We start from the raw sequence: 24,784 nt of genomic DNA on the forward strand, positions 1-24,784 counted from the left end.
GGGTGACAATGTGAATGAGAGAATCGCCCAATATCGGGAGCGAATGACCCAATATTGGAACCAATTCAGTAACAAACAAAAAATTATGCTCGTATCGACCATTGGGTTTGTATTGATTGCACTTATTGTGCTGACCATGCAGTTCTCAAAGACGAAATATGAAGTGGCCTTCCGGGATTTGAATTCCAGCGATGCGGCCGGGATCATTAATCATCTGGAGACGCAGGGGATCTCTTACAAGCTTAGCGAAGATGGAAGAAGCATACTGGTTCCGAGCACGAGTGCAGCCAGAGTCCAAATCGACGTTGGGTCTCAAGGCCTAGTTCAGAACGGTACCATCGGTTTCGAAACGTTCGAGAAGAACGCGTCGGCGATTGGTATGACCGATAATGAATTCGAAGTAAAGTATGTAAATGCACTGAATGGCGAAGTCGAACGACTGCTTGAGAGAATGCAGGGCGTTCAGGATGCAACGGTGTTGTTGAATCTTCCCAAAGAAAGCGTCTTTGCCAGGAATGGAAATGAAGATAAGGCAAGTGCTTCAGTTGTCGTAAGATTCAAACCCGGTTATCGCCCCAATCAAGAAGTGATTGACGGCTACTACAATCTGGTCAAGACAGCTATTCCGAATCTGCCGCTAGAGAACATCACCATAACGAATGATGAAGTGGAACTGCTAGCTACAGCCAAAGGTGGTCAAGGCGGATTAATCGGCAAAGTCGAGGAAAACTTCGCACTTCAGAAAAAATTCGAGAATGAAGTTAAAGCGAATGTTCAGCAGTTTCTCTCACAATACATGGGTTCTAGCAAAGTGAACGTGCTTGTCGCATCCAAGTTGAACTTTGATCAGGTGCAGAGCAAGGAAAACATCGTAACCCCTGTGGATGAAGAAGAAATGAAGGGGATCGAGCTCAGCGTCCAGGAAATTCAAAAGAATTATTCAGGAACAAGCAGCCCGACCGGTGGCGTAACCGGTGTAGGCGAGGAAGCTGTTCCAGGATATCCTAGCGATTCCGGCAGCGGCGAAAGCAACTCGGAAGAGCTCTCCAAAACGGTTAACTATGAAGTTAATCGAATCACTAAGGATATCATAGCTAGTCCATATACTGTAAAGGATTTAACCATAAATGTATCGGTTGAACCACCTGCTGGCCAACAAATGTTAGAAGATGCTACCCGGGTTGCTATAGAGAACATACTAGTCAATATAGTTCGGGCGTCACTGGCGGATTCAGGCTCTACATATACAGACGCTGAATTGACCAGAAAAGTTTCGGTTATTTCACAGGTATTTAATGTAAATAACGATTCGAATCCAAGAACGGTGCTGTCACAACCGTTATTATGGGGCATCGGGTTAGCGGCATTGGCTTTGATCGCAGGAGGAACCTACTTCTTCATCCGTAGACGTAAACAACAGCAGGCAGAATATGAAGAGGATATGCAGCTTCCGCCAGCTACGGAATTCCCATCGATTAATCTTGAGAGTGTAACTAATGAAAGCCAGGTTCGTAAACAACTCGAAACCTTGGCAAAGAAAAAGCCGGACGAATTCGTCAATTTGCTTCGTACTTGGCTAGCTGAGGAATAGAGGTGGATGCGTTGGCTAAAGGAAATAATCAAATGTTAACTGGACGTCAGAAGGCTGCGATATTACTCATAACCCTCGGTCCAGAAGTGTCGGCTCAAATATTCAAGCATCTGCGAGAAGAAGAAATCGAACAGCTTACCCTCGAGATTGCTAATGTTCGTAAGGTGGACAGTGTCGAGAAGGATACGATCATACAAGAATTTCATCAGATATGCCTGGCACAAGAATATATCTCACAAGGCGGCATTAATTACGCTAAAGAAATCTTGGAGAAGGCGTTGGGTCAACAGAAGGCGATGGAAGTCATCAATCGTCTGACCGCTACGCTGCAAGTGAGACCGTTTGATTTCGCTCGTAAGGCAGATCCAAGCCAGATTCTTAATTTTATTCAGAACGAGAACTCCCAGACGATCGCACTCGTACTTTCTTACCTGCAATTCGAGCAGGCTTCTGCCATCTTGTCATCGTTGCCACAGGAGAAGCAGGCAGAGGTTGCCCGGAGGGTTGCTGTTATGGACAGCACCTCTCCTGAAGTCATAGCTCAGGTAGAGCGTGTGTTGGAGCAGAAACTGTCAGCAACCGTGACTCAGGATTACACGAGTGCCGGGGGGATTGAATCGATCGTTCAGATTCTGAACGGTGTAGACAGGGGAACAGAACGCACGATATTAGATTCGCTCGAAATTCAGGATCCGGAACTCGCGGAAGAAATCAAGAAGCGGATGTTCGTATTCGAGGATATTGTCAACGTGGACAATCGGTCCATTCAGAGAATCATCCGCGATGTCGAGAATGCCGACTTGCAATTGGCGCTTAAAGTGGCCAGTGAAGAAGTACGCGATGTCATTTTCCGGAATATGTCGAAACGCATGGCGGAAACGTTCCGCGAAGAGATGGAATATATGGGTCCAGTTCGATTGCGTGATGTTGAAGAAGCTCAGACTCGGATTGTAAGCACGATCCGCAGACTCGAAGAAGCAGGCGAAGTCATTATCGCTCGCGGAGGAGGAGATGACATCATTGTCTAACTTGATCAAATCGTCCCACTATAAACCGATGGATGTCTTGAAAGAGTTGGATCTTGCTCGTCGTTACGCCTTAGCCGCTGCGGAGGAATCGGAAGAAGAGAGCCCGCTTGTCCAAGCTGAGCCAGCCGCGGTGCACACGCTCGCTGAAGCAGAACGAATCAAACAAGAAATGCTGCAAGATGCCCAGGAGTTTGCTGAAAGGCAAATTCGCGAAGCATCCGAGGAGGCCGAGCGGCTGCTGAGCGAAGCCAATTCGCAGATCGAAGCATGGTGGCAAGAAAGAAGACTTCAGGATGAGGACTTGTCCGAGACGCTGAAGATGCAAGGATATAATCAGGGATATGCTGAAGGTTCATCCAAAGCGGAGCTGGAGATGAAGGAGAAGTTAGAGCAAGCAACAGCTGAGGCTAGTGAACTGCTGCGGTTAGCGCACCAGGCCAAGAGCGATCTGATTCAGGAAGCTGAACCTTTCCTTGTAGAACTCAGTTGCAGCATTGCAGAGAAAGTGCTTGATCGACAGCTCAGCATTGAACCGGAATATACATTGGAACTGATCCGTAAGAATTTGGCGCGCAAGAAGGAGAAAGGCGTTATCTCCTTGTGTGTTGCACCAGAACAATTCGAATTCGTGTACGCTGCACGCGAGGAACTTGGGCTTTCGATCGACTCTCAAGCTGAACTGCAAATCTTGCCTGATTCTACAGTCAAAGACCATGGATGTGTGATCCGCTCGGCATATGGAAGCGTAGATGCGCGGATCGATACCCAGTTGAGCGAGATTAAGAAAGAGCTTGTACGAATTGCGCTTGATGACGAAGAACGGGGACATCCAGATGAAGAAGCTGAATAGTACACATTACGTGGATCATTTACGACATTTGGATCCAGTTCGGATCAACGGAAAGGTTACGCAAGTCATCGGTCTGATGGTAGAGTCTGAGGGTCCAAACGCCAGCATCGGTGACGTGTGTTATATCTACCCTACCAAGCAGTCCAAGCCGCTCCAGGCAGAGGTCGTAGGCTTTCGAGACAACAAAGTGCTGTTAATGCCGCTGGGTGAACTTCATTCCATCGGACCCGGATGTGATGTTGTGGGAACGGGGAAGCCGCTGAGCGTACAGGTAGGCTCAGAGCTCCTCGGGAAAGTGCTGGATGGTCTCGGTCAACCCTTGGACGGTTCCATCATACCAGCTCGAACGCCTCATTATTCAACGCATAACGTTCCACAAAATCCGCTGAATCGTCCGCGAGTGGAAGAGCCCATCAGTATCGGGGTACGGGCGATTGATGGGTTACTCTCGATTGGTAAAGGCCAACGGGTCGGTATTTTTGCCGGATCCGGCGTCGGTAAAAGCACGTTGATGGGGATGATCGCCAGGAATACTTCGGCTGATGTCAATGTGATCGCATTGATTGGAGAGCGTGGCCGTGAGGTGATGGATTTCATTGAGCGGGATCTAGGACCTGAAGGTTTGAAGCGTTCCGTCGTTATTGTAGCGACATCGGACCAGCCTGCTCTCATTCGCATCAAAGGCGCTTTGATCGCAACGACGATCGCCGAGTATTTTCGAGATCGCGGGTTAAATGTGATGCTGATGATGGATTCGGTGACTCGGTATGCGATGGCACAGCGGGAAGTGGGGCTGGCGATTGGGGAACCGCCCGCTATGCGAGGTTATACGCCCTCGGTGTTTGCGAGTCTACCCAAGCTGCTGGAGCGGGCAGGAACCGGTCCGAGTGGTTCGATCACGGCGTTTTACACTGTCCTCGTTGATGGAGACGATATGAATGAACCGATTGCAGACGCAGTCAGAGGGATTCTGGATGGTCATATTGTGTTGAATCGGAACATTGCCAACAAAGGTCACTTTCCAGCCATCGATGTTCTGGCCAGCATTAGTCGAGTGATGAAGGATATCGCTCCTGAGGATCAGATTGAAGCATCAGAGAATGTCAAACGTTTGATGGCGGTTTACAAGGATTCCGAGGATCTAATCAACATAGGTGCATATCAACATGGCTCGAATGCGGAAATCGATGAATCCATGGACTATATCCAGCAAATATGGGATTTTACCAAGCAAAAAGTGAACGAGAAGACAACGCTTAGCGAAGTGCAGAATCGTTTGATTTCAGAGTTTTCAAGGAGATGACCTGAAGAATGAAATTTCATTATGCATTCCAGAAAATCGTGGATCTGAAAGGTAATGAAAAGACACAGGCAGAGTGGATGTTATCCAGCGCAATTGGCCGGCTGCAAGCGGAAGAGAACCGTTTGCAAGAACTCAACCAGAAGCGGGACCAGATGTACGCCGCTCAGCAGGAAGCCGCTGCAAGATGCACTCCCGTGTCTGAAATCAGGAGCATTCAGGCGTACGCACAGCATCTTGAGGAATGCATGGAGCGCAAGAGAGCAGATATTCGGACCGCTCATGTTAACGTTACGAGTAAACAACAAGCATTAAACGAGAAGATGCTGGATGAGAAGGTGTGGCTGAAGGCAAGAGACAAATCCAGAGAAAAGTTCCGGCATGAAAGTCTCCTTCGGGAACAAAACGAGCTGGACGAGATTGCGACGGTGCGTTTTGCGATCAAAGCCCGTTAAGATGACCAAATACGGCTGGGTTATGACCGCGGGGGAGGAATGAAAGTGTCACGAAAAGATATGCCGCTGGACAAGGAAGAATCCAGTGGAGGGTATGAGCGGATTTTGTTGATTTTGGTGCCTGCCATCTTCACGATCGTCTTGCTGGGCGCTTTGGCTATATTTTTCAAGGCCGATGTCAGAGATTCTTTGCTTGATGTAGCCAATAAGATTCCAATCGTTAAGAATTGGGTTCCAGATCCGGTATTGACGCCAGAAGAGCAAGCATTGAAAGAGGCGAAGATGCAGGAGGAAAGTGCTGAGGCGACGATTGTAGAGCTTAAGAAGCAACTTGCTGAACGGGATGAAAGCTTGAATGAATTAACCGAGCTCAAATCAGCTCAAGAGAACCGAGTAACTGAACTGGAGAGTCAGATTCAAATGATGCAAATAGAGCCTGACGCTGGGGTTGTTGAGGAAGAAGACACGTACACAAAGCAAGTACGTGACCTTGCCAAACTGTATTCGGATATGAGCCCAAGCAAAGCGGCACCGATCATGCAAAATATGACACTGGAAGAAATGGTGCTGCTGCTCAGTCAAATGAAGAACAGCAATCGCGGAGCTATTTTGCAGAAGATGGATCCCAAAATAGCCGCAGAAGCAACGATGAAGCTGAAAGATGCCGAAACGTTCGAGAGTATGGCTAGCGCTGCATTGAAATCCCGGAATGATCTGGATCAATCAGAAAAACAAGCAAAGGTACCTACTGAGAATCTGGATATGAGCCAGTTAAACCAAACTTTTGCAGGCATGACGCCAGCGAATGCGGCTGAACTATTGCTGCAGACATACAAGATCAATCCGGCCAAAACGATGACAATTCTTCGTTCCGTAGACGACGCTACGCGTTCCCGGATACTGAACGCGATGTCATCCAAGGATGCTGAGGCGGCTGCAAGAATTCTGAATCGCCTGATGGGAACTAAATAGCCTCTAATGTGAAATCGCCAATCACGGGAAAGGAGGTGAAAAGAAACGATGACCATGATGGTACAGAATATGACTTCTTCCGTAAGCAGCAGTAGCGGAAGTAAAGCGGGCAGTGCATCCAAAGGTGCAGAAGGCGCCTCGTTTGAGAACGCGCTGACTTATCAGATGAGCGGGAGCAGTACGAATGCGACAGCCGGCAAGGAAGTCTCAGCCCGCTTAGAGTCGATGTTCTCAGGTTTGCAAGCAGAAACAAACGAGGAACTCGAAAGTCTAGTTGCCTTACTTGAAGGGTTGATTAAGGAATTAGACTTGATGGATGAGGCTGTGAAGGAAGACCCGGCGTTATTGCAAGAAATTCAATTATGGCTGCAACAAGCGAACTTGCTGCTCGGCGGGAATGGATCACAACCACTCGGCACAGATCAGGCTTCAGTTGGCTCTTCACTCGCATCAAGCGCAGATACGATTCGGTTTGCTGTACAGGATACAGTCAGCCAATTGGCGGCTGTGCTATCTAAACCAGGCAATGCAGATGTGAATACGGAAGCAGCGGTTAAGCAACTCGTCCAATCCTTCCATAGCATGGTCGGATCTGGCACAGGTACTCACAAAGCCGGCAGCTTTGCTAGCGTCTTAAGCCCTCAACAAACGGAGAGTAGCAGCATCCTTGGTACGTCTAATTCGTCAGCTGGTCAGGGCGCTCCACAACAATCAGCTGTGGCGGCAGGCACCCTTCCAGGCGGTCGATTGCTGACCTATGCGGACCCATTATCGACGGAAGCTACAACGGGTGAAGGCGAAATATCTCCGGAACATGGGCCTGTAACAGCTGGACAGTTGGCATTGCGTTCCGGTACACAAGTAACCGTGAAGCCTGCGGCACCGCCTGTACCCGTCGAACAATTCTCTAACGAAATGACTTCATTTATTATCAACAAGTTCGAGATTGTGAAGCAGCAAGGGTTTACAGAAGCTAGAATCTCGTTGAATCCGCAGCATCTTGGACAGGTCGATATCAAATTGAGTATGCAAAATGGACAATTAATCGCGCAGTTCATGACGAAATCGACAGACGCCAAGGAATTGATTGATCAGCAGATTGCTACTCTGCGAACTGCACTTATCGCACAGGGGCTTCAAGTCGAGAAGATTGAAGTTACACAGAGCAGCCAGTCGTCAACATCCCAGTTGTATCAGGATGGAAGACAGCCAGGCTCTGGCCAGCAGCAATCACAGCATCGCTCGAATGAGAAAGACAGACCGTCCGAAGATGCCATTCTGGCAGCCGCCTTGACTGAGGAATGGAATGAGTGGATTGATGAGAATCAAGGTGATGAAGAATTAACGCAAACCGGCAGATTTACTGCGGAGGCCTAATTGCAAGGAGGTGAATTGGAATGGCAACCAACCCCGTATCCATGAATAACATGTGGCCGAATTATTCGAAGGGAAACATCAGCAATAAAGGGGAGAAGAGCCAGGAACTCGGCAAAGACCAGTTTCTTAGCATCTTGATCACTCAACTTCGTCATCAAGATCCACTCCAGCCGATGCAGGACCGGGAATTTATCTCGCAGATGGCCCAGTTTACATCGCTCGAGCAGCTCATGAACATTAACACGCAATTGACGGCGATGAGCCAATCTCTTGGTGCCGCTTCAAGCCTAATCGGTAAGCAGATCAGTTGGTTGTACAAGCCTGATAACGGCTCGGAGAATACGCAGATGAAGACGGGAATCGTAGATTCCATTATCGTTCGGGACGGCGTGCACTATGCGAAGGTCGGTGAGAGTGAAGTGTCGCTGGATCAAGTATTGAAGATCGAGAATCCGGTTCCAGAGACAAACGATCCTTCCGATCCTGGTCCAACTGAACCAGAGCCAGATCATTCAGAACCTTCGGATTCAGATGCGAATGATCCGGAACAAGGAGAAGACGCCACTGGGGGCACAACACCATGAGTGACCGCATGATGATCGGGCATTTATATCCCGGCAAGATTCATCCGGCCGCCCTTCAGGGTGAACGAAAGTCCGTTCACACTCAGGCCCAGCCTCCGTCCGGCAAGTTTCAAGAGCTGCTGAATGAGAACCTGCTTAGGATCAGCAATCATGCAGCCAAGCGGCTTGAACAGCGAGGGATCGAATTGAAGGCGGATCAATTGATTCAAATCCAGAGTGCTGTGGATAAGGCAGCAGCCAAAGGAAGCAAGGAATCATTAATTCTAATGAAGGATATGGCACTCATCGTAAATATTCCGAATCGCACCGTGGTAACCGCAATGGATGGTAAAGCGATGAAGGACAATGTGTTCACACAGATTGACAGTGCCGTAATCATCTCGTAAATCTGGCTGGCCCGTCAGGAAGCCAGGAGGCTGCCGATCGATTGAAGCAGCCTACTTAGAAGAGGAGGATGAACGATGTTAAGATCCATGTACTCCGGTATTTCCGGAATGAGGGGCTTTCAGACGAAGCTGGATGTAATCGGTAATAACATTGCCAATGTAAATACCGTTGGTTTTAAAGCTGGACGCGTGATGTTCAAAGATATTCTTAGCCAGACCATGTCTGGTGTAACACCAGGAACAGACGATCCTACTGGCGGTGTTAACGCCAAGCAGATCGGTCTAGGGGTGTCGATTGGTTCTATCGATACGCTGCATACACCAGGAAGTGCTATGACGACCAACAATCCTACGGATTTGAGAATCGACGGAGATGGGTTCTTCATGGTCAAGCTTTCGGATGATCAGGAGCAACCATTTCTGACACGTGCCGGTGATTTTCACGTAGACGTAGCACGTAACTTGGTGACTTCAGACGGATTCCTGGTTTTGGATTCTGCTGGTGAACCCATTCAACTCGATGAAGACGTAACTCAGTTTACCATCGCTCAGAACGGTACAATCATCCAGAAGATGAGTGACGGTACAACAGAAGAGGGTGCGATCATTGGTATTGCTAAGATCCCGAATCCGGAAGGGCTTGAGAAGATTGGCGGTAATTTGTACCGGGCGACATTAAATGCGGTCGAAGATGGTGATATCGAAGCCGTAATGTTCGGGGCGAACGATCCTGAAGCGGGGACCGGAGCAATCATAGCCGGCCAGCTTGAAATGTCCAACGTCGATCTTACAGGCGAATTTTCCGAGATGATCGTGGCACAGCGCGGCTTCCAGGCTAACTCCCGGATTATTACAACGTCTGATGAAGTACTGCAGGAAGTTGTTAATCTGAAACGATAAGGATGAATAAGGAGGGGTTTCCCCTCCTTTGATTAAACGAGGAGGCAGTCATGATATCGGTAACGAGGATAAATGGTTCTAAGTTATGGCTAAATGCACTGTTGATTGAACTGGTTGAAGAAACGCCGGATACGTACATTACTTTTATTAATGGGAAGCGAATGATTGTGCTTGAAAGTGCAAATGAAATCATCGCAGCCATCAAGGCTTATCATTATGAGGTGGGCATCCATCAAGCCACCATTAAAGTGCAGCAAATGGAGGAACCTTCATGAAAAAGATGCTCCCCTGGTTAATAACGATTTTGCTGTCGATCACGCTGATTACGGTAGCGATCCTTACGTTGCTCTCAGGACCGTTCGCTGACGAGAAGAGTCATGCCTCCGGCGGGGAATCTAACCTGCCGAAATTATCAGCTAAAGAGATCGTCAAGGTAACTTCGGAGATTGCGGGTATCAGAACGAATCTTGCTGAACCAAATCATATCGCAACGGTATCTTTCGCATTTCAGCTAAGCAGTAAAAAAGCAAAGGAAGATTTCGACACGATCAAAGACATTAAAATCAAGCCAATTATCATTAAGACGTTGGCCGATACGAAGCCTGAACTGCTTAACGATTCGAAAGGCCGTGAACAGTTTATAGCTAAGCTTAACAATTTGATCAATAAGTCTCTCACTTCGGGACAATTGCTTCAAATCGAAATTACGGAAATCATGGTCAATGAAATATAGACAGTGTATCGGAGTATCTGTAAGGGGGTGAGTAGATGGTTGATGTTTTATCGCAGAATGAGATCGATGCCCTCCTGGCCGCGCTCTCTTCCGGAGAAATGGATGCTGAGGAACTGAAGAAAGAAGAAACGCAAAAGAAAATTCGTTCTTATGATTTCAAGCGAGCCCTTCGTTTCTCGAAGGATCACATTCGTAGTTTGACCCGGATCCATGAGAATTTCGCTCGATATTTAACGACTTATTTCTCGGCACAATTACGTACTTTTGTGCAAATCAATGTGGTTCAAGTCGAACAACTGCCTTATGACGAATTCATTCGCTCGATTCCGAAAATGACGGTGTTGAATATCTTTGAAGCTGAACCGCTGGTAGGCAGGATGGTGCTTGAAGTTCACCCGAATGTCGCTTATGCGATGCTGGATCGTTTGCTCGGTGGTACGGGCATTGCCCCGTCTGCGATTAGCTCCATGACCGAGATTGAGACGATCATTATGGAACGGATCTTCAGTCGTGCTTTTGACAGTCTCCAGGAGGCGTGGAAGACGGTGCTGGACATTTCACCAAGGCTGGAAGCATTGGAGACGAATCCGCAATTCATGCAGATCGTTTCGCCGAATGAGACGATAGCGCTCATCTCGCTCAGTACCAAGATCGGTGACACCACGGGGATGATCAATCTCTGTATCCCGCACGTGGTACTGGAGCCGATCATGTCCAAGCTTTCCGCACATCAATGGTTCATTTCAGAGAAGAAAGCAAGAGTACCGGAAGAGGTAGATGCACTCAAGCAGCGAGTGAGTAAGGCGAACCTTCCGATTGTGGCAGAACTGGGTGTATCCCAGCTAACGATATCCGAGTTTTTGGGTTTAAGCGTTGGCGATGTCATATCGTTGAACAAGCCTGTGCACGACGGGCTTGCAATTAAAGTTGGCGACAGGTTGAAATTTATTGGCAGTCCCGGCACGATTAAGGATCGGGTTGCTGTACAAATCGATGAAATTATCATCGAAGGAGCTGAAGAATTTGACGAGTAAAGATTATTTATCTCAGGAAGAAATCGACGCCTTGTTGAAACAGTCGGAAATGGCTTCATCAGCCCCAACTCCTTCGGCGGTGACGGTCGATGATATATTAACGCCATTGGAGCAGGACGCACTAGGCGAGATTGGCAATATTACATTTGGCAGCGCAGCAACAGCATTGTCGACCCTGCTTGGCAAGAAAGTAGACATTACGACACCTAAGGTATCTATTATTAAGCGAAGCGAGTTCCAGGAAGAGTTCCCGAAGCCGCATGTTGCGGTTCACGTGACGTATGTCGATGGTTTTGAAGGAATTAATTCGCTGGTCATCAAGACACGTGATGCGCAAGTGATCGCGGATCTGATGCTTGGTGGTGAAGGAAACCCGGTAGAAGAGGAATTGAACGAAATTCATATTAGTGCGGTTCAGGAAGCTATGAATCAGATGATGGGCTCATCCGCAACGAGTATGTCGACGATCTTTAACCGTTTCGTGAATATATCGCCTCCGGGGATCGATATTCTGAACATGGAGAGCGGGGATGGAGTCAGCAACCTGCCACAGGATGAGACGCTCATTAAGATCTCGTTCCGATTGATTATTGGAGAGCTGATTGATTCAACGATTATGCAGTTACTTCCGGTTACTTTTTCCAAGGATATGGTTCATATGCTTATCAATGGCACAGATGAACCGCAGCCAGCGAAAGAGGAAGCAGCTCCGACAGTAGAAACTGCGTCGCAGGTTCAGGAATCGCCAGCATCGATGCCAACGTCGGGCATTCCGCCCTACACGAATGATGCAGGTCATGGGTATGACTATGGGCAGGGGTATAATCAGCAAGCACCAGGTCAGGGAGATCCTATGCATAACTCCGCACCTTATGCTCAGCAACCGATGCAGATGCCAAGTCAACACCAGCCGCAACAATATGGTGCAATGCCCAATAACAGGAACATAAATGTACAGCCTGTGCAGTTCGCGAACCTTCAATCTGCGCCTTTTGTCCCTGTAGATGAAAACAATCTGAACTTACTGATGGACATTCCCCTTAAAGTCACCGTAGAATTAGGAAGGACTCAGAAGCAAATTAAGGATATCTTGGAAATGTCACAAGGTTCAATCATTGAGCTTGACAAGCTGGCCGGGGAACCTGTAGACATCCTGGTGAATCATAAATTAATCGCCAAGGGTGAGGTTGTGGTCATCGATGAGAACTTTGGTGTACGTGTTACGGATATCGTAAGCCAATGGGACCGAATTCAAAAATTACAATAGCACAAACCATTTAGGGAGGATTTTTATCAATGGCTAACCGAATTCTGATTGTGGATGACGCTGCGTTTATGAGAATGATGATCCGTGACATTTTGGTCAAAAACGGATTTGAGGTTGTAGGAGAAGCGCAGGATGGCGCGCAAGCGATTGAGAAATTTAAGGAGCTTCGTCCTGACTTGATTACGATGGATATAACAATGCCTGAGATGGATGGTATTGCCGCACTGAAAGAGATTAAAAAGACAGATCCGAATGCAAAGGTCATCATGTGTTCCGCTATGGGTCAGCAGGCCATGGTCATCGATGCGATTCAGGCAGGGGCGAAGGATTTCATCGTTAAACCGTTCCAATCTGACAGAGTTATCGAAGCTATCAACAAGACGCTTGGCGTATAGGTATTAAAGCCTATGTTAATAGCAACTACTGATGGATTAGACACTGGTAGTACAGCCGGATATTATTTGCAATTATTTTATGTATTTATCGTTCTTGCCATCATTGTTGCATTAATTGTGTTCCTGATTCGCTTCCTAGGCAAGAAGAATCAGAGCTGGATGCAGGGCCGCTCCATTCGAACGCTTGGTGCGGTCGGGATGGGCCCTAACAAATCGCTCCAGCTCGTTGAAATCGGGGGCAGTATCTATGTGATTGGCGTTGGCGAAGATGTCCGTCTAGTAGATAAAATTTCTGATCCCGCTGAAGTCGCGCTGATCCAGGCAGCATTCGACCAGGACTCTGGCATACATAATGGGGCACTGCCGCCATTTATCGCGAATCTGGCGGCAAAACTCCGCAAAGACAAACCATCAGAGGACATCGAACTGGAGGAAACCTCTTCATTCCATGAAGTGTTTGAATCCAAGCTGCGCAGCGTACCGAACCGGAAAGAAAAGGTCGAAGAATTGCTGCGGGAGGATCATAAGGATTCATGAACAAAAAGGTCTTGCACGCTATCACGATATTCATGCTGCTAGGATGGTTGTTTACCGATAACGCATATGCAGGTCCGCTCCCGAACATCGACATCTCGATCGGCGACAATGGGGATGCTCCGGGAACAAGTGCACTGTCGTTGATTCTTATGATCACCATTCTTAGCATTGCACCGGCTATCCTGGTATTGATGACCAGCTTTACGCGAATTGTTATCGTACTCGGATTTGTCCGTACTTCACTCGGAACACAGCAAACACCGCCTAACCAAGTGTTGATTGGGCTGGCACTGTTTCTCACCCTGTTCGTCATGGCTCCCACCTTATCTACGATGAATGATGTTGCGCTGCAACCATACATTAGGGGGGAAATCACGCAAAGCGAAGCTTTGGATAAGGCGCAGGATCCGATCAAGAAATTTATGTTCTCTCACACCCGAGAGAAGGATCTACTGTTATTTATGAATTACACCGGAGCCGAGAAGCCTGAAACATATGAAGATATTCCTTTGACGGTGCTTGTTCCTGCATTCGCCATAAGCGAACTCAAGACAGGCTTTCAGATGGGCTTTATGATCTTTATTCCATTTTTGGTTATCGACATTGTTGTGGCCAGTGTGTTGATGGCAATGGGGATGATGATGTTGCCACCGGTCATGATTTCACTACCGTTTAAAATATTGCTGTTTGTACTGGTGGATGGCTGGTATCTTGTCGTCAAATCCATGTTAATGAGTTTTAACCCGTAACATCAAACGGCAAGTAATTCGAATACAGGGGGACTCGCCGTGAGCGCTGAATTTATTATCGGTCTGGCAGGACAAGCCGTTTACATTGTGCTTCAGGTGAGCGCACCGATGCTGGTTCTTGCACTGGCCGTGGGGCTTGCCGTCAGTATTTTTCAAGCGACAACGCAGATTCAAGAGCAAACGCTCGCGTTTGTACCCAAGATCATTATGGTCTTGGTCTCGCTACTGCTGTTCGGACCTTGGATATTAACGACGTTGGTCGATTTCACGCACGGGATTTTGGACAATCTCTACAAATATATCGGATAGGCTGAATGTCCATGGAATGGTTACAGCAAAGTGTACCTGTCTTTATGCTTATTTTTTGTCGAATAACCTCTTTTTTTGTAATTGCACCCGTGTTTACATCGCGAGGGATTCCCGCTTCATACAAAATCGGGCTGTCTGCGATCATTGCTTTAATCGTTTATCTCTCGTTCGGGCTTGGTGAAGTCGTTCCGCAAGATCTGTCCTACGCTATTTTGATCGTTCAGGAGGTTCTGGTCGGGTTGCTGCTTGGGTTCACCGCCTACCTGATGATGGCTGTAGTTCAAACCGCGGGGGCTTTGATTGATATTTCGATCGGCTTCAGTATGGCTAATGTCATCGATCCTTTTACAGGAACTTCGACGCCATTGATCGGTAACTTTAAATATTATCTGGCTTTGTTAGTGTTCCTCAGCATGAATGGCCACCACTATTTATTAGATGCCATTATGTATAGTTACGATTGGATCCCGATAACAGGCGACGTGTTCAGTAAGGTTCAGGATGGCAACGTGACCGATTTTCTGATCAGAACGTTTGCTCATTCGTTTTTACTTGCTGTGCAGATGGCAGCACCACTGGTTGCCGCACTGTTCTTGACTGACCTCGGACTTGGATTTCTTGCTAGAACAGCTCCCCAATTCAACGTATTTGTCATCGGAATCATCATTAAGATCCTGGTCGGCCTCGTGCTGTTGATGCTGCTGATGCCGATGCTTGTAGGACTATTTGATCATCTGTTTGGCAAAATGTTTGAAGCGCTGCGTGTGCTGCTCGGAGTGGCTGGCAGTGAAGCGACATAAGTTGTTGGAGGTGGATTGATGGCATACCGGTATCGGGTCGATCTGCAAATGTTTGCTGGCGAGAAGACAGAGAAAGCAACGCCGAAGAAACGTCAGGACACACGCAAGAAAGGTCAGGTCGCCAAGAGTATGGAGGTGTCCGGGGCCTCGGTTTTGTTAGCTGCCTTTTTCTGTATTCTCTTCTTCGGTGGTTATATGCGGGACCGCACGGTTCGATTGTTTACGGACGTATACATTAATCGGCTCTCGATGGATGTCACGAAGGATAACGTCATGCTATTGTTCGGTCAGTACGGAATCGAGATCTTGTTGCTGCTGGCGCCACTGTTTATTGCGGTGTTCATTATTGCATTAATAGCTAATTATTTGCAGGTCGGATTTCTGCTTACAGGAGATCCACTGAAAATGAAGTTTAGTAAGATTGATCCGATAAAAGGGTTTAAAAATATTTTCTCGATGCGTTCCCTTGTAGAATTTCTGAAGTCCGTCATTAAATTGACGATCATCGGCTTCCTTGTCTACACCACGATATGGGCGGCCAGAGAAGGTTTCTCTTCTTTATCGACCAAGGGACCGGATATGATTTTTCACTTTGTTGCAGACATTACGGTGTCGTTAGGATTTAAGATCGCGGTCGGTTTAATGATATTGGCCGTATTGGATTATCTTTATCAAAGGTTTGACTATGAGAAGAACATTCGCATGTCCAAGCAAGATATAAAAGACGAATACAAAAAGATGGAAGGCGATCCGCTGATAAAAGGAAAGATCAGGGAACGCCAACGCCGAATGGCGCTGCAACGAATGATGCAGGAAATACCGAATGCAGATGTCATTATCACGAACCCGACCCACTTTGCGGTAGCCATCAAGTACGACGGAAGTGCTATGGAAGCCCCACAAGTATTGGCGAAGGGACAGGATTTCATGGCACTGCGAATCAAAGAAATTGCGAAAGAACACGGAATTATGACGATGGAAAACAAGCCGCTGGCACGTGCATTGTACCAACGGTCGGAAATCGGGGATTTCATTCCGGGAGACCTGTTCCAGGCCGTAGCGGAAGTGTTGGCCTATGTATATAAACTTAAAGGTAAAGCGAAATAACTAGGGACCGGAGGCGTCAGTGCAGTGAAAATAAAAGATCTATCTGTCCTTGCGGGTGTCATTGGCATCGTACTCATGATGATCCTTCCGATCCCGATATGGCTGCTCGATGTACTGCTCATCATCAACATATCGCTGGCACTCATCATTTTGCTGGTAGCCATGAATACAAAGGAAGCGCTGGATTTCTCCATCTTCCCTTCACTCCTGCTCATAACGACCTTGTTCAGGGTAGCGCTGAACATATCCACGACCAAGCTCATTCTTTCCGAAGCCGAGGCTGGAGCAGTTGTAGAAACCTTCGGTCGATGGATCGCCAATGGAGAAATTGCCGTCGGATTTATCGTCTTTCTCATTCTGGTTGTCGTTCAGTTCATCGTTATTACCAAAGGTTCGGAACGTGTGGCAGAGGTCGCGGCTAGATTTACACTCGATGCGATGCCAGGCAAACAGATGAGTATCGATGCCGATCTGAATGCAGGGCTGATCAATGAACAGCAGGCGAGGGAGCGCAGACAGAAAATCGAGCGCGAGGCTGATTTCTACGGAGCTATGGATGGTGCGAGTAAGTTCGTCAAGGGAGATGCAATCGCCACCATTGTCATCATGTTAATCAACCTCATCGGTGGCTTCATTATCGGGATCTCGATCCACGGCATGTCGTTTGGCGATGCCATGAGCACTTATTCAATTCTTACGATCGGGGATGGATTGGTCAGCCAGATCCCGGCACTGCTCATATCAACGGCAGCTGGCTTGATCGTAACCAGAGCCTCATCTGAGGGGAATTTGGCAGATGATCTGACAGGACAGCTCTTATCATACCCACACCTGTTATACATTGTGGCGGGTACGGTGTTATTCCTGGGACTTTTCACACCGATTCATCTAGCAACGACATTGCCGATCTCTCTCGTGTTATTCATTGCTGCCAGAACGATGCAAGGCAACCTTGATCGCAAGCAAGTGGAGGTCGAACAACTTGAGGAAGAACAGCAGATCGAGGAAGTTCGCAGTCCGGAAAGCGTGATTAATCTGCTTCAGGTGGATCCAATCGAGTTCGAATTCGGATATGGCTTGATTCCACTAGCTGATGCAGGACAAGGTGGAGATTTGCTGGACCGGATTATCATGATTCGAAGACAATGTGCGCTTGAGCTTGGACTGGTCGTGCCGGTTATCCGAATTCGCGACAATATTCAACTAAAACCGAATGAATATGTCATAAAAATAAAAGGGAATGCTGTCGGCGGTGGTGAATTACTATTAAATCACTATCTTGCTATGAGTCCTGGTTACGAGGATGACTCCGTGACCGGAATTGAGACCATGGAGCCGGCGTTTGGACTTCCGGCGCTTTGGATCGATGAGGGGATGAAAGAACGGGCCGATTTGGCGGGCTATACCGTTGTTGACCCGCCTTCCGTTGTAGCCACTCACTTGACTGAATTAATCAAGCGTCATGCGCATGAACTGATCGGACGCCAGGAAACGAAGGCGCTGGTCGACAATATTCGCGAGAGTTATCCGGTTCTTGTGGATGAGCTCATACCTTCCGTACTGACGATCGGTGAAGTTCAGAAAGTGCTCGCGAAGCTGCTGAGAGAGAAGATCTCGATCCGTGACATGGTTACGATCCTGGAAACCTTGGCGGATTACGGGCACTACTCCAAAGATCCGGATGTACTGACTGAGTACGTAAGGCAGGCGCTGTCCCGGCAAATTACCCAGCAATATGCACAAGAGGGTGAGGCTATGCGCGTGATCACGGTTGGTCCTCAGCTTGAGAAGAAGATTGCCGAAAGTGTCCAGCAGAGTGATCAGGGTACCTACCTAGCTATGGATCCAGCGTCTACGCAGAGTGTGTTCCAGAAGCTGAGCGAACAAGTGAATCGGATTATCCAGATGGGACAACAGCCCGTCCTGCTCACATCGCCCGCTATTCGAATGTATCTAAGACAGGTAATCGAGCGCAGTATGCAGGACATTCCCGTTTTGTCCTATAGTGAGTTGGAGCCAAATGTGGAAATTCAAAGTGTCGGAGTGGTGAACTTATGAGAGTGAAAAGGTATATCGTCGACACGATGCCCGAGGCGATGCAGCATATTCGTACGGATTTGGGTGCAGAAGCCGTTATATTAAGCACGAAAGAAACGAAGGTCGGTGGGTTTCTGGGCATGTTCACACGCAAAAAAATCGAAGTGATCGCGGCGATTGAACAGTCAGAATCCGAGAAGTCGAATAAAGTTCAAGCTCAGTCGCAAAACAAGGCGGCTTCGGTACCAATGCCTACGGCAGCAGTCCCGAAGGCTTATCAGAGAACAGCCGCAATGGTCAAGCCTGAAGCCAAATCAACCCCGGTAACGAAGACATCTGCAAGCGAGGCGGCCTTAGAGCCTCATAGGGAGAGCTCGGACGATTTCGACTATAATCGATTCGCCGAAATTCTGAGTCAGGCGGCTGCATCAGAGGGCAGATCAGATCAACGCACCGAACGAGAAGCTGCATCAAGTGCAGAGGACGATGCGCATCGATCCGGGACAATGGGGTTGGGGAAGGCGGCGGAGCCCCTCTCCGATAGTAAGCAGGATGAATCACTGAGCGCTCGGCTCGGGATCAGCGAATCGGAACAAAGAGTACTGGCTGAACTTAAGGAGATGAAGGAGTGGATGGCAAGGCTGTCCAAACAAAACCTGGAAGTTCAGCAGCTGCCTGAACCGCTTCTGGCCTTACGGGATCAATTATTGAAACAGGAATTGTCGGCTACTCTCGCTCAGCGTTGGTTAACAGAAGCCGAGGAAGCGTGGAAGGCAAGCGATAAACAGCTGAGCGAATCGGAGCTCATCGATGTCGTACATCGGCAGGCAGAGGCCTTTATCAAAGATCATAGCGCTGAAGGTGTGCACCCGGATACCCGGATCGTGTATGTTGCCGGACCTACCGGGGTGGGTAAGACGACTACGATTGCCAAGATCGCGGCTGAACAATTGTTTCGTCATCAACGCAAAGTCGGCTTCATCACCTCCGATACGTACCGGATATCGGCGGTAGAACAGCTTCGCACCTACGCTTCCATATTGAACGTGCCGATGGAGGTGGTTCAATCTCCGGGAGACATGCAAAGAGCGCTTCAGAAGCTGGAGCACTGCGATCTGATTCTGATGGATACGGCGGGGCGCAATTATCGCAATGAGCTGCTCGTCTCCGAGCTTCAGAGCTTGTTTTCAAAAGAAGACCAGAATCAGAGCGAAACCTATCTCGTTCTTAGCTTGACTTCCAAGAGTGCCGACATGATCGAAATTGCCGACCATTTTAGTAAGTATGAATTGGACAAAGTGATCTTTACCAAGCTGGATGAAACGGGAAGCTATGGCCCGCTGTTTAATCTGCTTGAAGCTCACAATCTCCGTTTGTCGTATATGACCAATGGACAGAACGTGCCGGATGATTTATTGATGGCCGATAGCACACGAATATGCAGGATGCTGCTTGGAGAGAAAGCTTCATGAACGATCAAGCCCATTCACTAAGGCAGTTGGTTTCCAGTCATCAGCCATCCGATCATGTGACGGGAACAACAGCGACAAGAACAGCCAAAATCATTACGGTATCCAGCGGCAAGGGAGGGGTTGGAAAATCCAACTTTACACTTAACTTTGCGTTAACACTGCAATCCATGGGCAAAAAAGTTCTCGTATTCGATGCCGATATCGGAATGGCCAATATCGATGTGCTGATGGGTATCCGATCCAACTACAGCTTATACCATCTGATTAAGCGGGAGAAACGAATCGAGGATGTCATTTTACATGGGCCTGAAGGACTTCCCTATATTGCGGGGGGCTCTGGATTAGCGGATATGCTGTCGCTCTCTGAAGAGGAAATGAACTATTTCATTTCCGAAATTGAGCGCATCTCAGCTGAAATGGATTATATCCTGTTTGACACTGGAGCCGGATTATCCAAGGAAAACATGAGATTCATCACATCTGCCGATCATTGTCTGATCGTAACGACGCCTGAGCCAACATCGATTACGGATGCGTATGCTCTGATCAAGGTGGTGCATAGTACGGATCCCAGTGTGCCGTTCAGCTTGGTTGTCAATCGGGCTGACGATGAGACGGAAGCGAATGAAGCGGCGAGTAAGATTATATTAACGGCACAACGCTTCTTGAATATAGATATTCAATTGCTCGGCTCGATTGCAGACGATACACATGTGGTTCAGGCAGTTAAACGGCAAATTCCGTTTACTTCTGCATACCCACGTTGCAATGCGGCAAGTGACATCAGACGGATTACGCTCAGGTACGTCACCGTCCCAACGGCAACATTGCCTGAAGCACCAAGGGGAATCAAAGGGTTCATGCAGCGCTGGCTCAAGCGTACGAAATGAATCAAGGCTGGATTATAGAAAACAGAGGTGGACATCAATGAAGCCATTTCGTGTGCTGGTCGTGGACGATTCCGCATTTATGAGGACGATCTTCTCCGATTGTATCGATCGGGATAAGTCATTTCAGGTTGTTGGAACGGCAAGTAACGGGCGCGAAGCCGTAGAGAAAGTAAAGGAACTTGATCCGGATGTCGTCACACTTGATGTGGAAATGCCAGAGATGAACGGATTAGATGCACTGAAGAAGATCATGGAACTTGGCCCCCGCCCGATTATTATGCTCTCTGGCATTAATGAAACGGGCCTGCGAGAAACGATTCTCGCACTGGAAGCCGGAGCTTTTGATTTCATCAGGAAACCCTCGATTTCCAACGCGCTAGACATTGAACAAGTTCGTTCAGAGTTAGTGAAACAGCTGAATGCTGCTATGCAGGCCAAACAGCGAAGAGCGCTTTGGGAAGAAGAGGAACAGAGACGAAGGGATACGAGTACGGTGAATCCCGCATCTCTAAGAAATTCGAATCAACAACGGGATCATAAGCCGATAAACAGGAAGACGGGGCGGCGTACAGGTGTGCAGCAACCGTGGAAACCTGACGATCATTCTCGGATCGAGTACAAGCGACTTCCCTTTAATGAGCATCGTGTAATGACGGACTCAACTCAAGCTCAGTTTCATAAACGTAAACCCAAAGATCTACCAGCGAACAAGAAGACACCCAAGGCGTTACCTGAACCGGTGCCGGTGGTTGAGGAAGTTACTGGCTCCAAAGAGATGCATGTAATATCAGAGACCGGATCACGAGCGACAAACATAACCGATTTGGTTGCTGTAGGCTGTTCAACAGGTGGTCCCAGAGCATTAAAGGCCTTTCTCGAACAAATTCCCGGTGACTTTCATGCGCCGATTGTCATCGTTCAACATATGCCGCCCAGCTTTACGAAATCACTTGCGCAGCGTCTGAATTCCTTTAGTAAGCTGAGGGTGGTAGAGGCAGAGCAGGACATGCGTCTACAGCCTGGAACAGCATATATTGCACCAGGCGGCGCCCATATGAGAATCCAGCACACGGAGACGGGAGGATATGTTATTCGTACGAATACGGACGAACCTCGTAACGGTCACCGTCCTTCAGTTGATGTGTTGTTCGAATCGTTAATGTCGCTTAGAGAGTTGAAACGCCATGTCGTCCTAATGACGGGAATGGGTAGTGACGGAGCGAGGGTGATGAAGGAACTTTACGATACAGGAGTTACTTCAACCTTCGCCGAGAGTGAGCAAACATGCATCGTATACGGCATGCCAAGATCAGCTGTTGAATTAGGATGTGTAAATTACGTTCTCCCGCTTCATGATATCGCACCAAGTATAGTCCGAGCCGTAAATAACGGGAATTGAATTTGAAGAGGAGGTGCCTCTCAATGGACATGAATCAATATTTAACCATGTTTATTGATGAGTCTAATGATCATCTACAATCATTAAATGAAAATATGCTTCAATTAGAATCCAACCCGAACGATTTGGGTATCGTTCAGGTTATTTTCCGTTCGGCCCATACGCTTAAGGGCATGGCGGCAACGATGGGATTTGAGGATCTGGCTTCCCTGACTCATCAGATGGAGAATGTACTGGACCTTGTCCGCAACGATAAGTTGAAAATGCAGGATTCTATCTTTGACACGCTCTTCAAAAGCTTGGATGCGTTGGAATCGATGGTGCAAGACATTACAGAAGGCGGAGACGGCAAAGCGGATGTTTCGGCTATTGTGGCTGCACTGCAAGCCATTGAGCGCGGGGAGATCATTGCACCTTCATCCACCGCGACTGGAACGCCATCTGCAACTGTGAGTACGGGCATTACACTAGATGAATTCCAGTTCTCAGTGCTTGATCAATCGATATCGGAAGGTCATAAGGTCGTATACATACAGGTGGCTCTGCGTGAGGATTGCCAGCTCAAGGCTGTTCGTGCCTATATGGTATTTGAAGCACTTGAACGTTCTGGTGAAATTGTTAAGACCTATCCAGACGTGCAAGACATGGAACAAGGCAATTTTGAACGCGAGTTTCTTCTATATTACATAACACAAAAAGATGTTGAAGACATCAAGGGACAAATCTTAGGCGTTTCTGAAGTTGAATCGGCGACGGTCGTTCAGTTAGACCATGAAACTCTGCAACAGATGGTACTGGAAAGTGCAGCGGCCCTAGCGGCACCAGCGCTTGAACCCGTTCAAGCGACTTCATCAGTAACTAAATTGAGCGAGTTGGAAGCACAACCCGTCAAGGAAGCTAAAGCGACGCCGAGAGCGAATACAGGAGGAAATCCTTCGCGAACAATACGGGTGGATATCGAACGGCTCGATGTTTTAATGAATCTGTTCAGCGAACTGCTGATTGATCGGGTGAGGCTCGAGCAATTAGCAATGGAATCGAAGAATCAGGAGTTGACAGATACGGTGGAGCATATGAGCCGTGTCAGCAGCGATTTGCAGAATATCGTCTTGAAGCTCCGCATGGTCCCGGTCGATACGGTATTTAATCGTTTTCCAAGAATGGTGCGTGATCTGGCCAAAACGCTGGACAAAAAAATCGATCTGATCATTACCGGTGCAGACACCGAGCTTGATCGCACGGTAATAGACGAGATTGGTGATCCACTGGTGCATTTGCTTCGCAACTCGGCTGATCATGGAGTGGAGCCAATCGCGGATCGCATAGCCGCTGGCAAACCGGAGACGGGTACCGTTCATCTGAGAGCATTCCACAGTGGCAACAACGTGTTCATCGAGATTGAAGACGACGGTCGCGGCATTTATCGCGACAACATCCTGAAGAATGCCTTGAAAAAAGGTGTGGTCACGGAATCAGAGGCAGCTAACATGACGGATGAAGAAGTAAACCAGTTGCTGTTTGCTCCTGGATTCAGTACGGCGGAGAAAATCTCCGACGTATCGGGGCGCGGAGTGGGCCTGGATGTTGTTAAATCCAAGATTGTCGCTCTAGGCGGCAACGTTACGATCTACTCAACGCCGGGCAAGGGAACTAATTTCTCGGTCCAGTTACCGTTGACGCTATCTATCATTGCGGCGATGCTGATTCGTATGGGATCGGAGAAATACGCCATACCGTTATCCTCTATTGTGGAGACGGCGATTATCAGACGCGGACAGGTCAAGACCGTGCATGGTAGTCGAATGGTTCACTTCAGGGAATCACTCATTCCGCTCATATCGCTCAGTCGTCTGTTCGAGATAACGGACTTTGACGAGGAACGGGAAGAAGAAACGGAAATTGTGGTGATTCGCAAGGGGGACCGGTTAGCTGCCATCGCGATTGACGATTTTATTGGTCAGAGCGAGATCGTCATTAAGAATCTTGGAAAGTATCTACCGACTATTCAGGGGATATCGGGAGCTACCATTCTCGGTGATGGACAAGTTGCCCTTATTATCGATGCGAATGCTTTTATTAAGTAAATCAATTGGTACGCCTAGGTGAATGAAACAGATCTGAAGGAGGACTATTCATGGGAGAAGAAATCAAGGTTATCGTCTTTAAGCTCGGTGTGGAGGAATATGGCATCGAGGTGGACAAAGTACAAACGATCGAGCGCATGATGCCGATCACCCGTGTGCCTAAAACTTATGCATTTGTTAAAGGAGTTATCAATCTGCGCGGGGTTGTGATCCCTGTAATTGATCTGCGTGGTCGCTTTGGGCTGGAAGAAGTCGAGGCTACCGATCAGACCCGTATTATTATCGTTGCGGTGAACGAGTTGCAGGTTGGATTCATCGTTGATTCGGCTAGCGACGTTATTGATCTCAATACGGATAGCATCGACTCTCCACCTGAAGTGGTGGGCGGGATCAAAGCCAAATATCTTCGCGGTGTGGCTAAGGTCGGGGATGAGCGTCTGTTAGTGATGCTGAATCTCTCCGAAGTGCTGAACAAATCCGAGATCATCCAGCTTGAAGGCTTGGAGGAGTAACAGGTGGAACTGTTTA

General features: G+C 48.0%; 26 protein-coding genes. All 26 read left to right on the forward strand.

What is annotated here, in order from left to right; all coding sequences use genetic code 11:
• Positions 1-10: 10 nt before the first annotated feature.
• The 26 genes from fliF (at position 11) to JCM10914_RS03580 (ending at position 24,768) form a co-directional block, all read left to right on the forward strand.
• Positions 11-1,591 carry a flagellar basal-body MS-ring/collar protein FliF gene (gene fliF / locus JCM10914_RS03455; RefSeq protein WP_023957472.1) on the forward strand — a complete coding sequence of 527 codons (1,581 nt, stop codon included), beginning with the start codon at positions 11-13 and terminating at the stop codon, positions 1,589-1,591.
• 11 nt (positions 1,592-1,602) lie between these two features.
• On the forward strand, positions 1,603-2,619 hold the full coding sequence (gene fliG, locus JCM10914_RS03460; protein WP_036717038.1) for a flagellar motor switch protein FliG: 1,017 nt from the start codon (positions 1,603-1,605) through the stop codon (positions 2,617-2,619).
• Positions 2,612-3,469, forward strand: coding sequence for a FliH/SctL family protein (locus tag JCM10914_RS03465; protein ID WP_023957475.1), 858 nt, complete (start codon positions 2,612-2,614; stop codon positions 3,467-3,469). Before fliG ends, JCM10914_RS03465 begins: the two co-directional genes overlap by 8 nt.
• Positions 3,453-4,772, forward strand: a complete 1,320-nt coding sequence (gene fliI / locus JCM10914_RS03470) for a flagellar protein export ATPase FliI (RefSeq protein WP_023957477.1) — start codon at positions 3,453-3,455, stop codon at positions 4,770-4,772. The genes JCM10914_RS03465 and fliI overlap by 17 nt, the downstream gene beginning before the upstream one ends.
• An 8-nt stretch (positions 4,773-4,780) precedes the next feature.
• Positions 4,781-5,224 (forward strand): flagellar export protein FliJ, encoded by a 444-nt coding sequence (gene fliJ / locus JCM10914_RS03475; RefSeq protein WP_023957479.1) that lies wholly within the window; start codon positions 4,781-4,783, stop codon positions 5,222-5,224.
• Between the two features lie 39 nt (positions 5,225-5,263).
• Positions 5,264-6,196 carry a MotE family protein gene (locus JCM10914_RS03480; RefSeq protein ID WP_036716946.1) on the forward strand — a complete coding sequence of 311 codons (933 nt, stop codon included), beginning with the start codon at positions 5,264-5,266 and terminating at the stop codon, positions 6,194-6,196.
• 48 nt (positions 6,197-6,244) lie between these two features.
• The gene (locus JCM10914_RS03485) at positions 6,245-7,573 is read left to right on the forward strand and encodes a flagellar hook-length control protein FliK (protein ID WP_023957483.1); all 1,329 of its coding nucleotides are present in this window, start codon (positions 6,245-6,247) and stop codon (positions 7,571-7,573) included.
• 20 nt (positions 7,574-7,593) lie between these two features.
• A complete protein-coding gene (locus JCM10914_RS03490; protein WP_023957485.1) occupies positions 7,594-8,157 on the forward strand; it encodes a flagellar hook capping FlgD N-terminal domain-containing protein in 564 nt (187 codons plus the stop codon).
• Positions 8,154-8,543, forward strand: a complete 390-nt coding sequence (locus JCM10914_RS03495; protein WP_023957487.1) for a TIGR02530 family flagellar biosynthesis protein — start codon at positions 8,154-8,156, stop codon at positions 8,541-8,543. Before JCM10914_RS03490 ends, JCM10914_RS03495 begins: the two co-directional genes overlap by 4 nt.
• A 75-nt stretch (positions 8,544-8,618) precedes the next feature.
• Positions 8,619-9,443 carry a flagellar basal body rod protein FlgG gene (gene flgG / locus JCM10914_RS03500; protein ID WP_023957489.1) on the forward strand — a complete coding sequence of 275 codons (825 nt, stop codon included), beginning with the start codon at positions 8,619-8,621 and terminating at the stop codon, positions 9,441-9,443.
• A gap of 50 nt (positions 9,444-9,493) precedes the next feature.
• Positions 9,494-9,718, forward strand: a complete 225-nt coding sequence (locus JCM10914_RS03505) for a flagellar FlbD family protein (RefSeq protein ID WP_023957491.1) — start codon at positions 9,494-9,496, stop codon at positions 9,716-9,718.
• Complete coding sequence (locus tag JCM10914_RS03510) at positions 9,715-10,176, forward strand: flagellar basal body-associated FliL family protein (protein ID WP_023957493.1); 462 nt, start codon at positions 9,715-9,717, stop codon at positions 10,174-10,176. The genes JCM10914_RS03505 and JCM10914_RS03510 overlap by 4 nt, the downstream gene beginning before the upstream one ends.
• 35 nt (positions 10,177-10,211) lie before the next feature.
• On the forward strand, positions 10,212-11,210 hold the full coding sequence (fliM, locus tag JCM10914_RS03515) for a flagellar motor switch protein FliM (RefSeq protein ID WP_023957495.1): 999 nt from the start codon (positions 10,212-10,214) through the stop codon (positions 11,208-11,210).
• Positions 11,200-12,477, forward strand: a complete 1,278-nt coding sequence (gene fliY, locus JCM10914_RS03520) for a flagellar motor switch phosphatase FliY (RefSeq protein ID WP_023957497.1) — start codon at positions 11,200-11,202, stop codon at positions 12,475-12,477. Before fliM ends, fliY begins: the two co-directional genes overlap by 11 nt.
• 29 nt (positions 12,478-12,506) lie before the next feature.
• Positions 12,507-12,872, forward strand: coding sequence for a response regulator (locus JCM10914_RS03525; RefSeq protein ID WP_023957499.1), 366 nt, complete (start codon positions 12,507-12,509; stop codon positions 12,870-12,872).
• A 12-nt stretch (positions 12,873-12,884) separates the two neighbouring features.
• Positions 12,885-13,409, forward strand: a complete 525-nt coding sequence (locus tag JCM10914_RS03530; protein WP_036716949.1) for a flagellar biosynthetic protein FliO — start codon at positions 12,885-12,887, stop codon at positions 13,407-13,409.
• A 32-nt stretch (positions 13,410-13,441) separates the two neighbouring features.
• Entirely contained in the window at positions 13,442-14,158 is a 717-nt protein-coding gene (gene fliP, locus JCM10914_RS03535; RefSeq protein WP_370570219.1) for a flagellar type III secretion system pore protein FliP, read from the forward strand.
• A 39-nt stretch (positions 14,159-14,197) separates the two neighbouring features.
• On the forward strand, positions 14,198-14,467 hold the full coding sequence (gene fliQ / locus JCM10914_RS03540) for a flagellar biosynthesis protein FliQ (protein ID WP_023957505.1): 270 nt from the start codon (positions 14,198-14,200) through the stop codon (positions 14,465-14,467).
• An 11-nt stretch (positions 14,468-14,478) separates the two neighbouring features.
• Positions 14,479-15,267: a flagellar biosynthetic protein FliR gene (fliR, locus tag JCM10914_RS03545; RefSeq protein ID WP_023957507.1), complete on the forward strand. Its 789-nt coding sequence runs from the start codon at positions 14,479-14,481 to the stop codon at positions 15,265-15,267.
• Positions 15,268-15,285: 18 nt separating this feature from the next.
• Complete coding sequence (gene flhB, locus JCM10914_RS03550) at positions 15,286-16,374, forward strand: flagellar biosynthesis protein FlhB (RefSeq protein ID WP_023957509.1); 1,089 nt, start codon at positions 15,286-15,288, stop codon at positions 16,372-16,374.
• Between the two features lie 24 nt (positions 16,375-16,398).
• Positions 16,399-18,432, forward strand: a complete 2,034-nt coding sequence (gene flhA, locus JCM10914_RS03555) for a flagellar biosynthesis protein FlhA (RefSeq protein ID WP_023957511.1) — start codon at positions 16,399-16,401, stop codon at positions 18,430-18,432.
• Complete coding sequence (gene flhF / locus JCM10914_RS03560) at positions 18,429-19,883, forward strand: flagellar biosynthesis protein FlhF (protein WP_023957513.1); 1,455 nt, start codon at positions 18,429-18,431, stop codon at positions 19,881-19,883. The genes flhA and flhF overlap by 4 nt, the downstream gene beginning before the upstream one ends.
• The gene (locus JCM10914_RS03565; RefSeq protein ID WP_023957515.1) at positions 19,880-20,773 is read left to right on the forward strand and encodes a MinD/ParA family protein; all 894 of its coding nucleotides are present in this window, start codon (positions 19,880-19,882) and stop codon (positions 20,771-20,773) included. Before flhF ends, JCM10914_RS03565 begins: the two co-directional genes overlap by 4 nt.
• Before the next feature lie 37 nt (positions 20,774-20,810).
• Complete coding sequence (locus JCM10914_RS03570; RefSeq protein ID WP_023957517.1) at positions 20,811-22,172, forward strand: chemotaxis response regulator protein-glutamate methylesterase; 1,362 nt, start codon at positions 20,811-20,813, stop codon at positions 22,170-22,172.
• A 23-nt stretch (positions 22,173-22,195) separates the two neighbouring features.
• Positions 22,196-24,256, forward strand: coding sequence for a chemotaxis protein CheA (locus tag JCM10914_RS03575; RefSeq protein ID WP_023957519.1), 2,061 nt, complete (start codon positions 22,196-22,198; stop codon positions 24,254-24,256).
• A gap of 50 nt (positions 24,257-24,306) precedes the next feature.
• Positions 24,307-24,768, forward strand: coding sequence for a chemotaxis protein CheW (locus JCM10914_RS03580; RefSeq protein ID WP_023957521.1), 462 nt, complete (start codon positions 24,307-24,309; stop codon positions 24,766-24,768).
• Positions 24,769-24,784: the final 16 nt, after the last annotated feature.

Source organism: Paenibacillus sp. JCM 10914 (genome assembly GCF_001315105.1).
Lineage (GTDB): Bacteria > Bacillota > Bacilli > Paenibacillales > Paenibacillaceae > Paenibacillus_AQ.

Bases quoted from the DNA above. Each gene is read 5' to 3' on its own strand.
- fliI (WP_023957477.1), top strand. From the start codon at position 3,453: ATGAAGAAGCTGAATAGTACACATTACGTGGATCATTTACGACATTTG.
- fliJ (WP_023957479.1), top strand. From the start codon at position 4,781: ATGAAATTTCATTATGCATTCCAGAAAATCGTGGATCTGAAAGGTAAT.
- JCM10914_RS03480 (WP_036716946.1), top strand. From the start codon at position 5,264: ATGAAAGTGTCACGAAAAGATATGCCGCTGGACAAGGAAGAATCCAGT.
- JCM10914_RS03485 (WP_023957483.1), top strand. From the start codon at position 6,245: ATGACCATGATGGTACAGAATATGACTTCTTCCGTAAGCAGCAGTAGC.
- JCM10914_RS03490 (WP_023957485.1), top strand. From the start codon at position 7,594: ATGGCAACCAACCCCGTATCCATGAATAACATGTGGCCGAATTATTCG.
- JCM10914_RS03495 (WP_023957487.1), top strand. From the start codon at position 8,154: ATGAGTGACCGCATGATGATCGGGCATTTATATCCCGGCAAGATTCAT.
- flgG (WP_023957489.1), top strand. From the start codon at position 8,619: ATGTTAAGATCCATGTACTCCGGTATTTCCGGAATGAGGGGCTTTCAG.
- JCM10914_RS03505 (WP_023957491.1), top strand. From the start codon at position 9,494: ATGATATCGGTAACGAGGATAAATGGTTCTAAGTTATGGCTAAATGCA.
- JCM10914_RS03510 (WP_023957493.1), top strand. From the start codon at position 9,715: ATGAAAAAGATGCTCCCCTGGTTAATAACGATTTTGCTGTCGATCACG.
- fliM (WP_023957495.1), top strand. From the start codon at position 10,212: ATGGTTGATGTTTTATCGCAGAATGAGATCGATGCCCTCCTGGCCGCG.
- JCM10914_RS03525 (WP_023957499.1), top strand. From the start codon at position 12,507: ATGGCTAACCGAATTCTGATTGTGGATGACGCTGCGTTTATGAGAATG.
- JCM10914_RS03530 (WP_036716949.1), top strand. From the start codon at position 12,885: ATGTTAATAGCAACTACTGATGGATTAGACACTGGTAGTACAGCCGGA.
- fliP (WP_370570219.1), top strand. From the start codon at position 13,442: ATGCTGCTAGGATGGTTGTTTACCGATAACGCATATGCAGGTCCGCTC.
- fliR (WP_023957507.1), top strand. From the start codon at position 14,479: ATGGAATGGTTACAGCAAAGTGTACCTGTCTTTATGCTTATTTTTTGT.
- flhB (WP_023957509.1), top strand. From the start codon at position 15,286: ATGGCATACCGGTATCGGGTCGATCTGCAAATGTTTGCTGGCGAGAAG.
- flhF (WP_023957513.1), top strand. From the start codon at position 18,429: ATGAGAGTGAAAAGGTATATCGTCGACACGATGCCCGAGGCGATGCAG.
- JCM10914_RS03565 (WP_023957515.1), top strand. From the start codon at position 19,880: ATGAACGATCAAGCCCATTCACTAAGGCAGTTGGTTTCCAGTCATCAG.
- JCM10914_RS03570 (WP_023957517.1), top strand. From the start codon at position 20,811: ATGAAGCCATTTCGTGTGCTGGTCGTGGACGATTCCGCATTTATGAGG.
- JCM10914_RS03575 (WP_023957519.1), top strand. From the start codon at position 22,196: ATGGACATGAATCAATATTTAACCATGTTTATTGATGAGTCTAATGAT.
- JCM10914_RS03580 (WP_023957521.1), top strand. From the start codon at position 24,307: ATGGGAGAAGAAATCAAGGTTATCGTCTTTAAGCTCGGTGTGGAGGAA.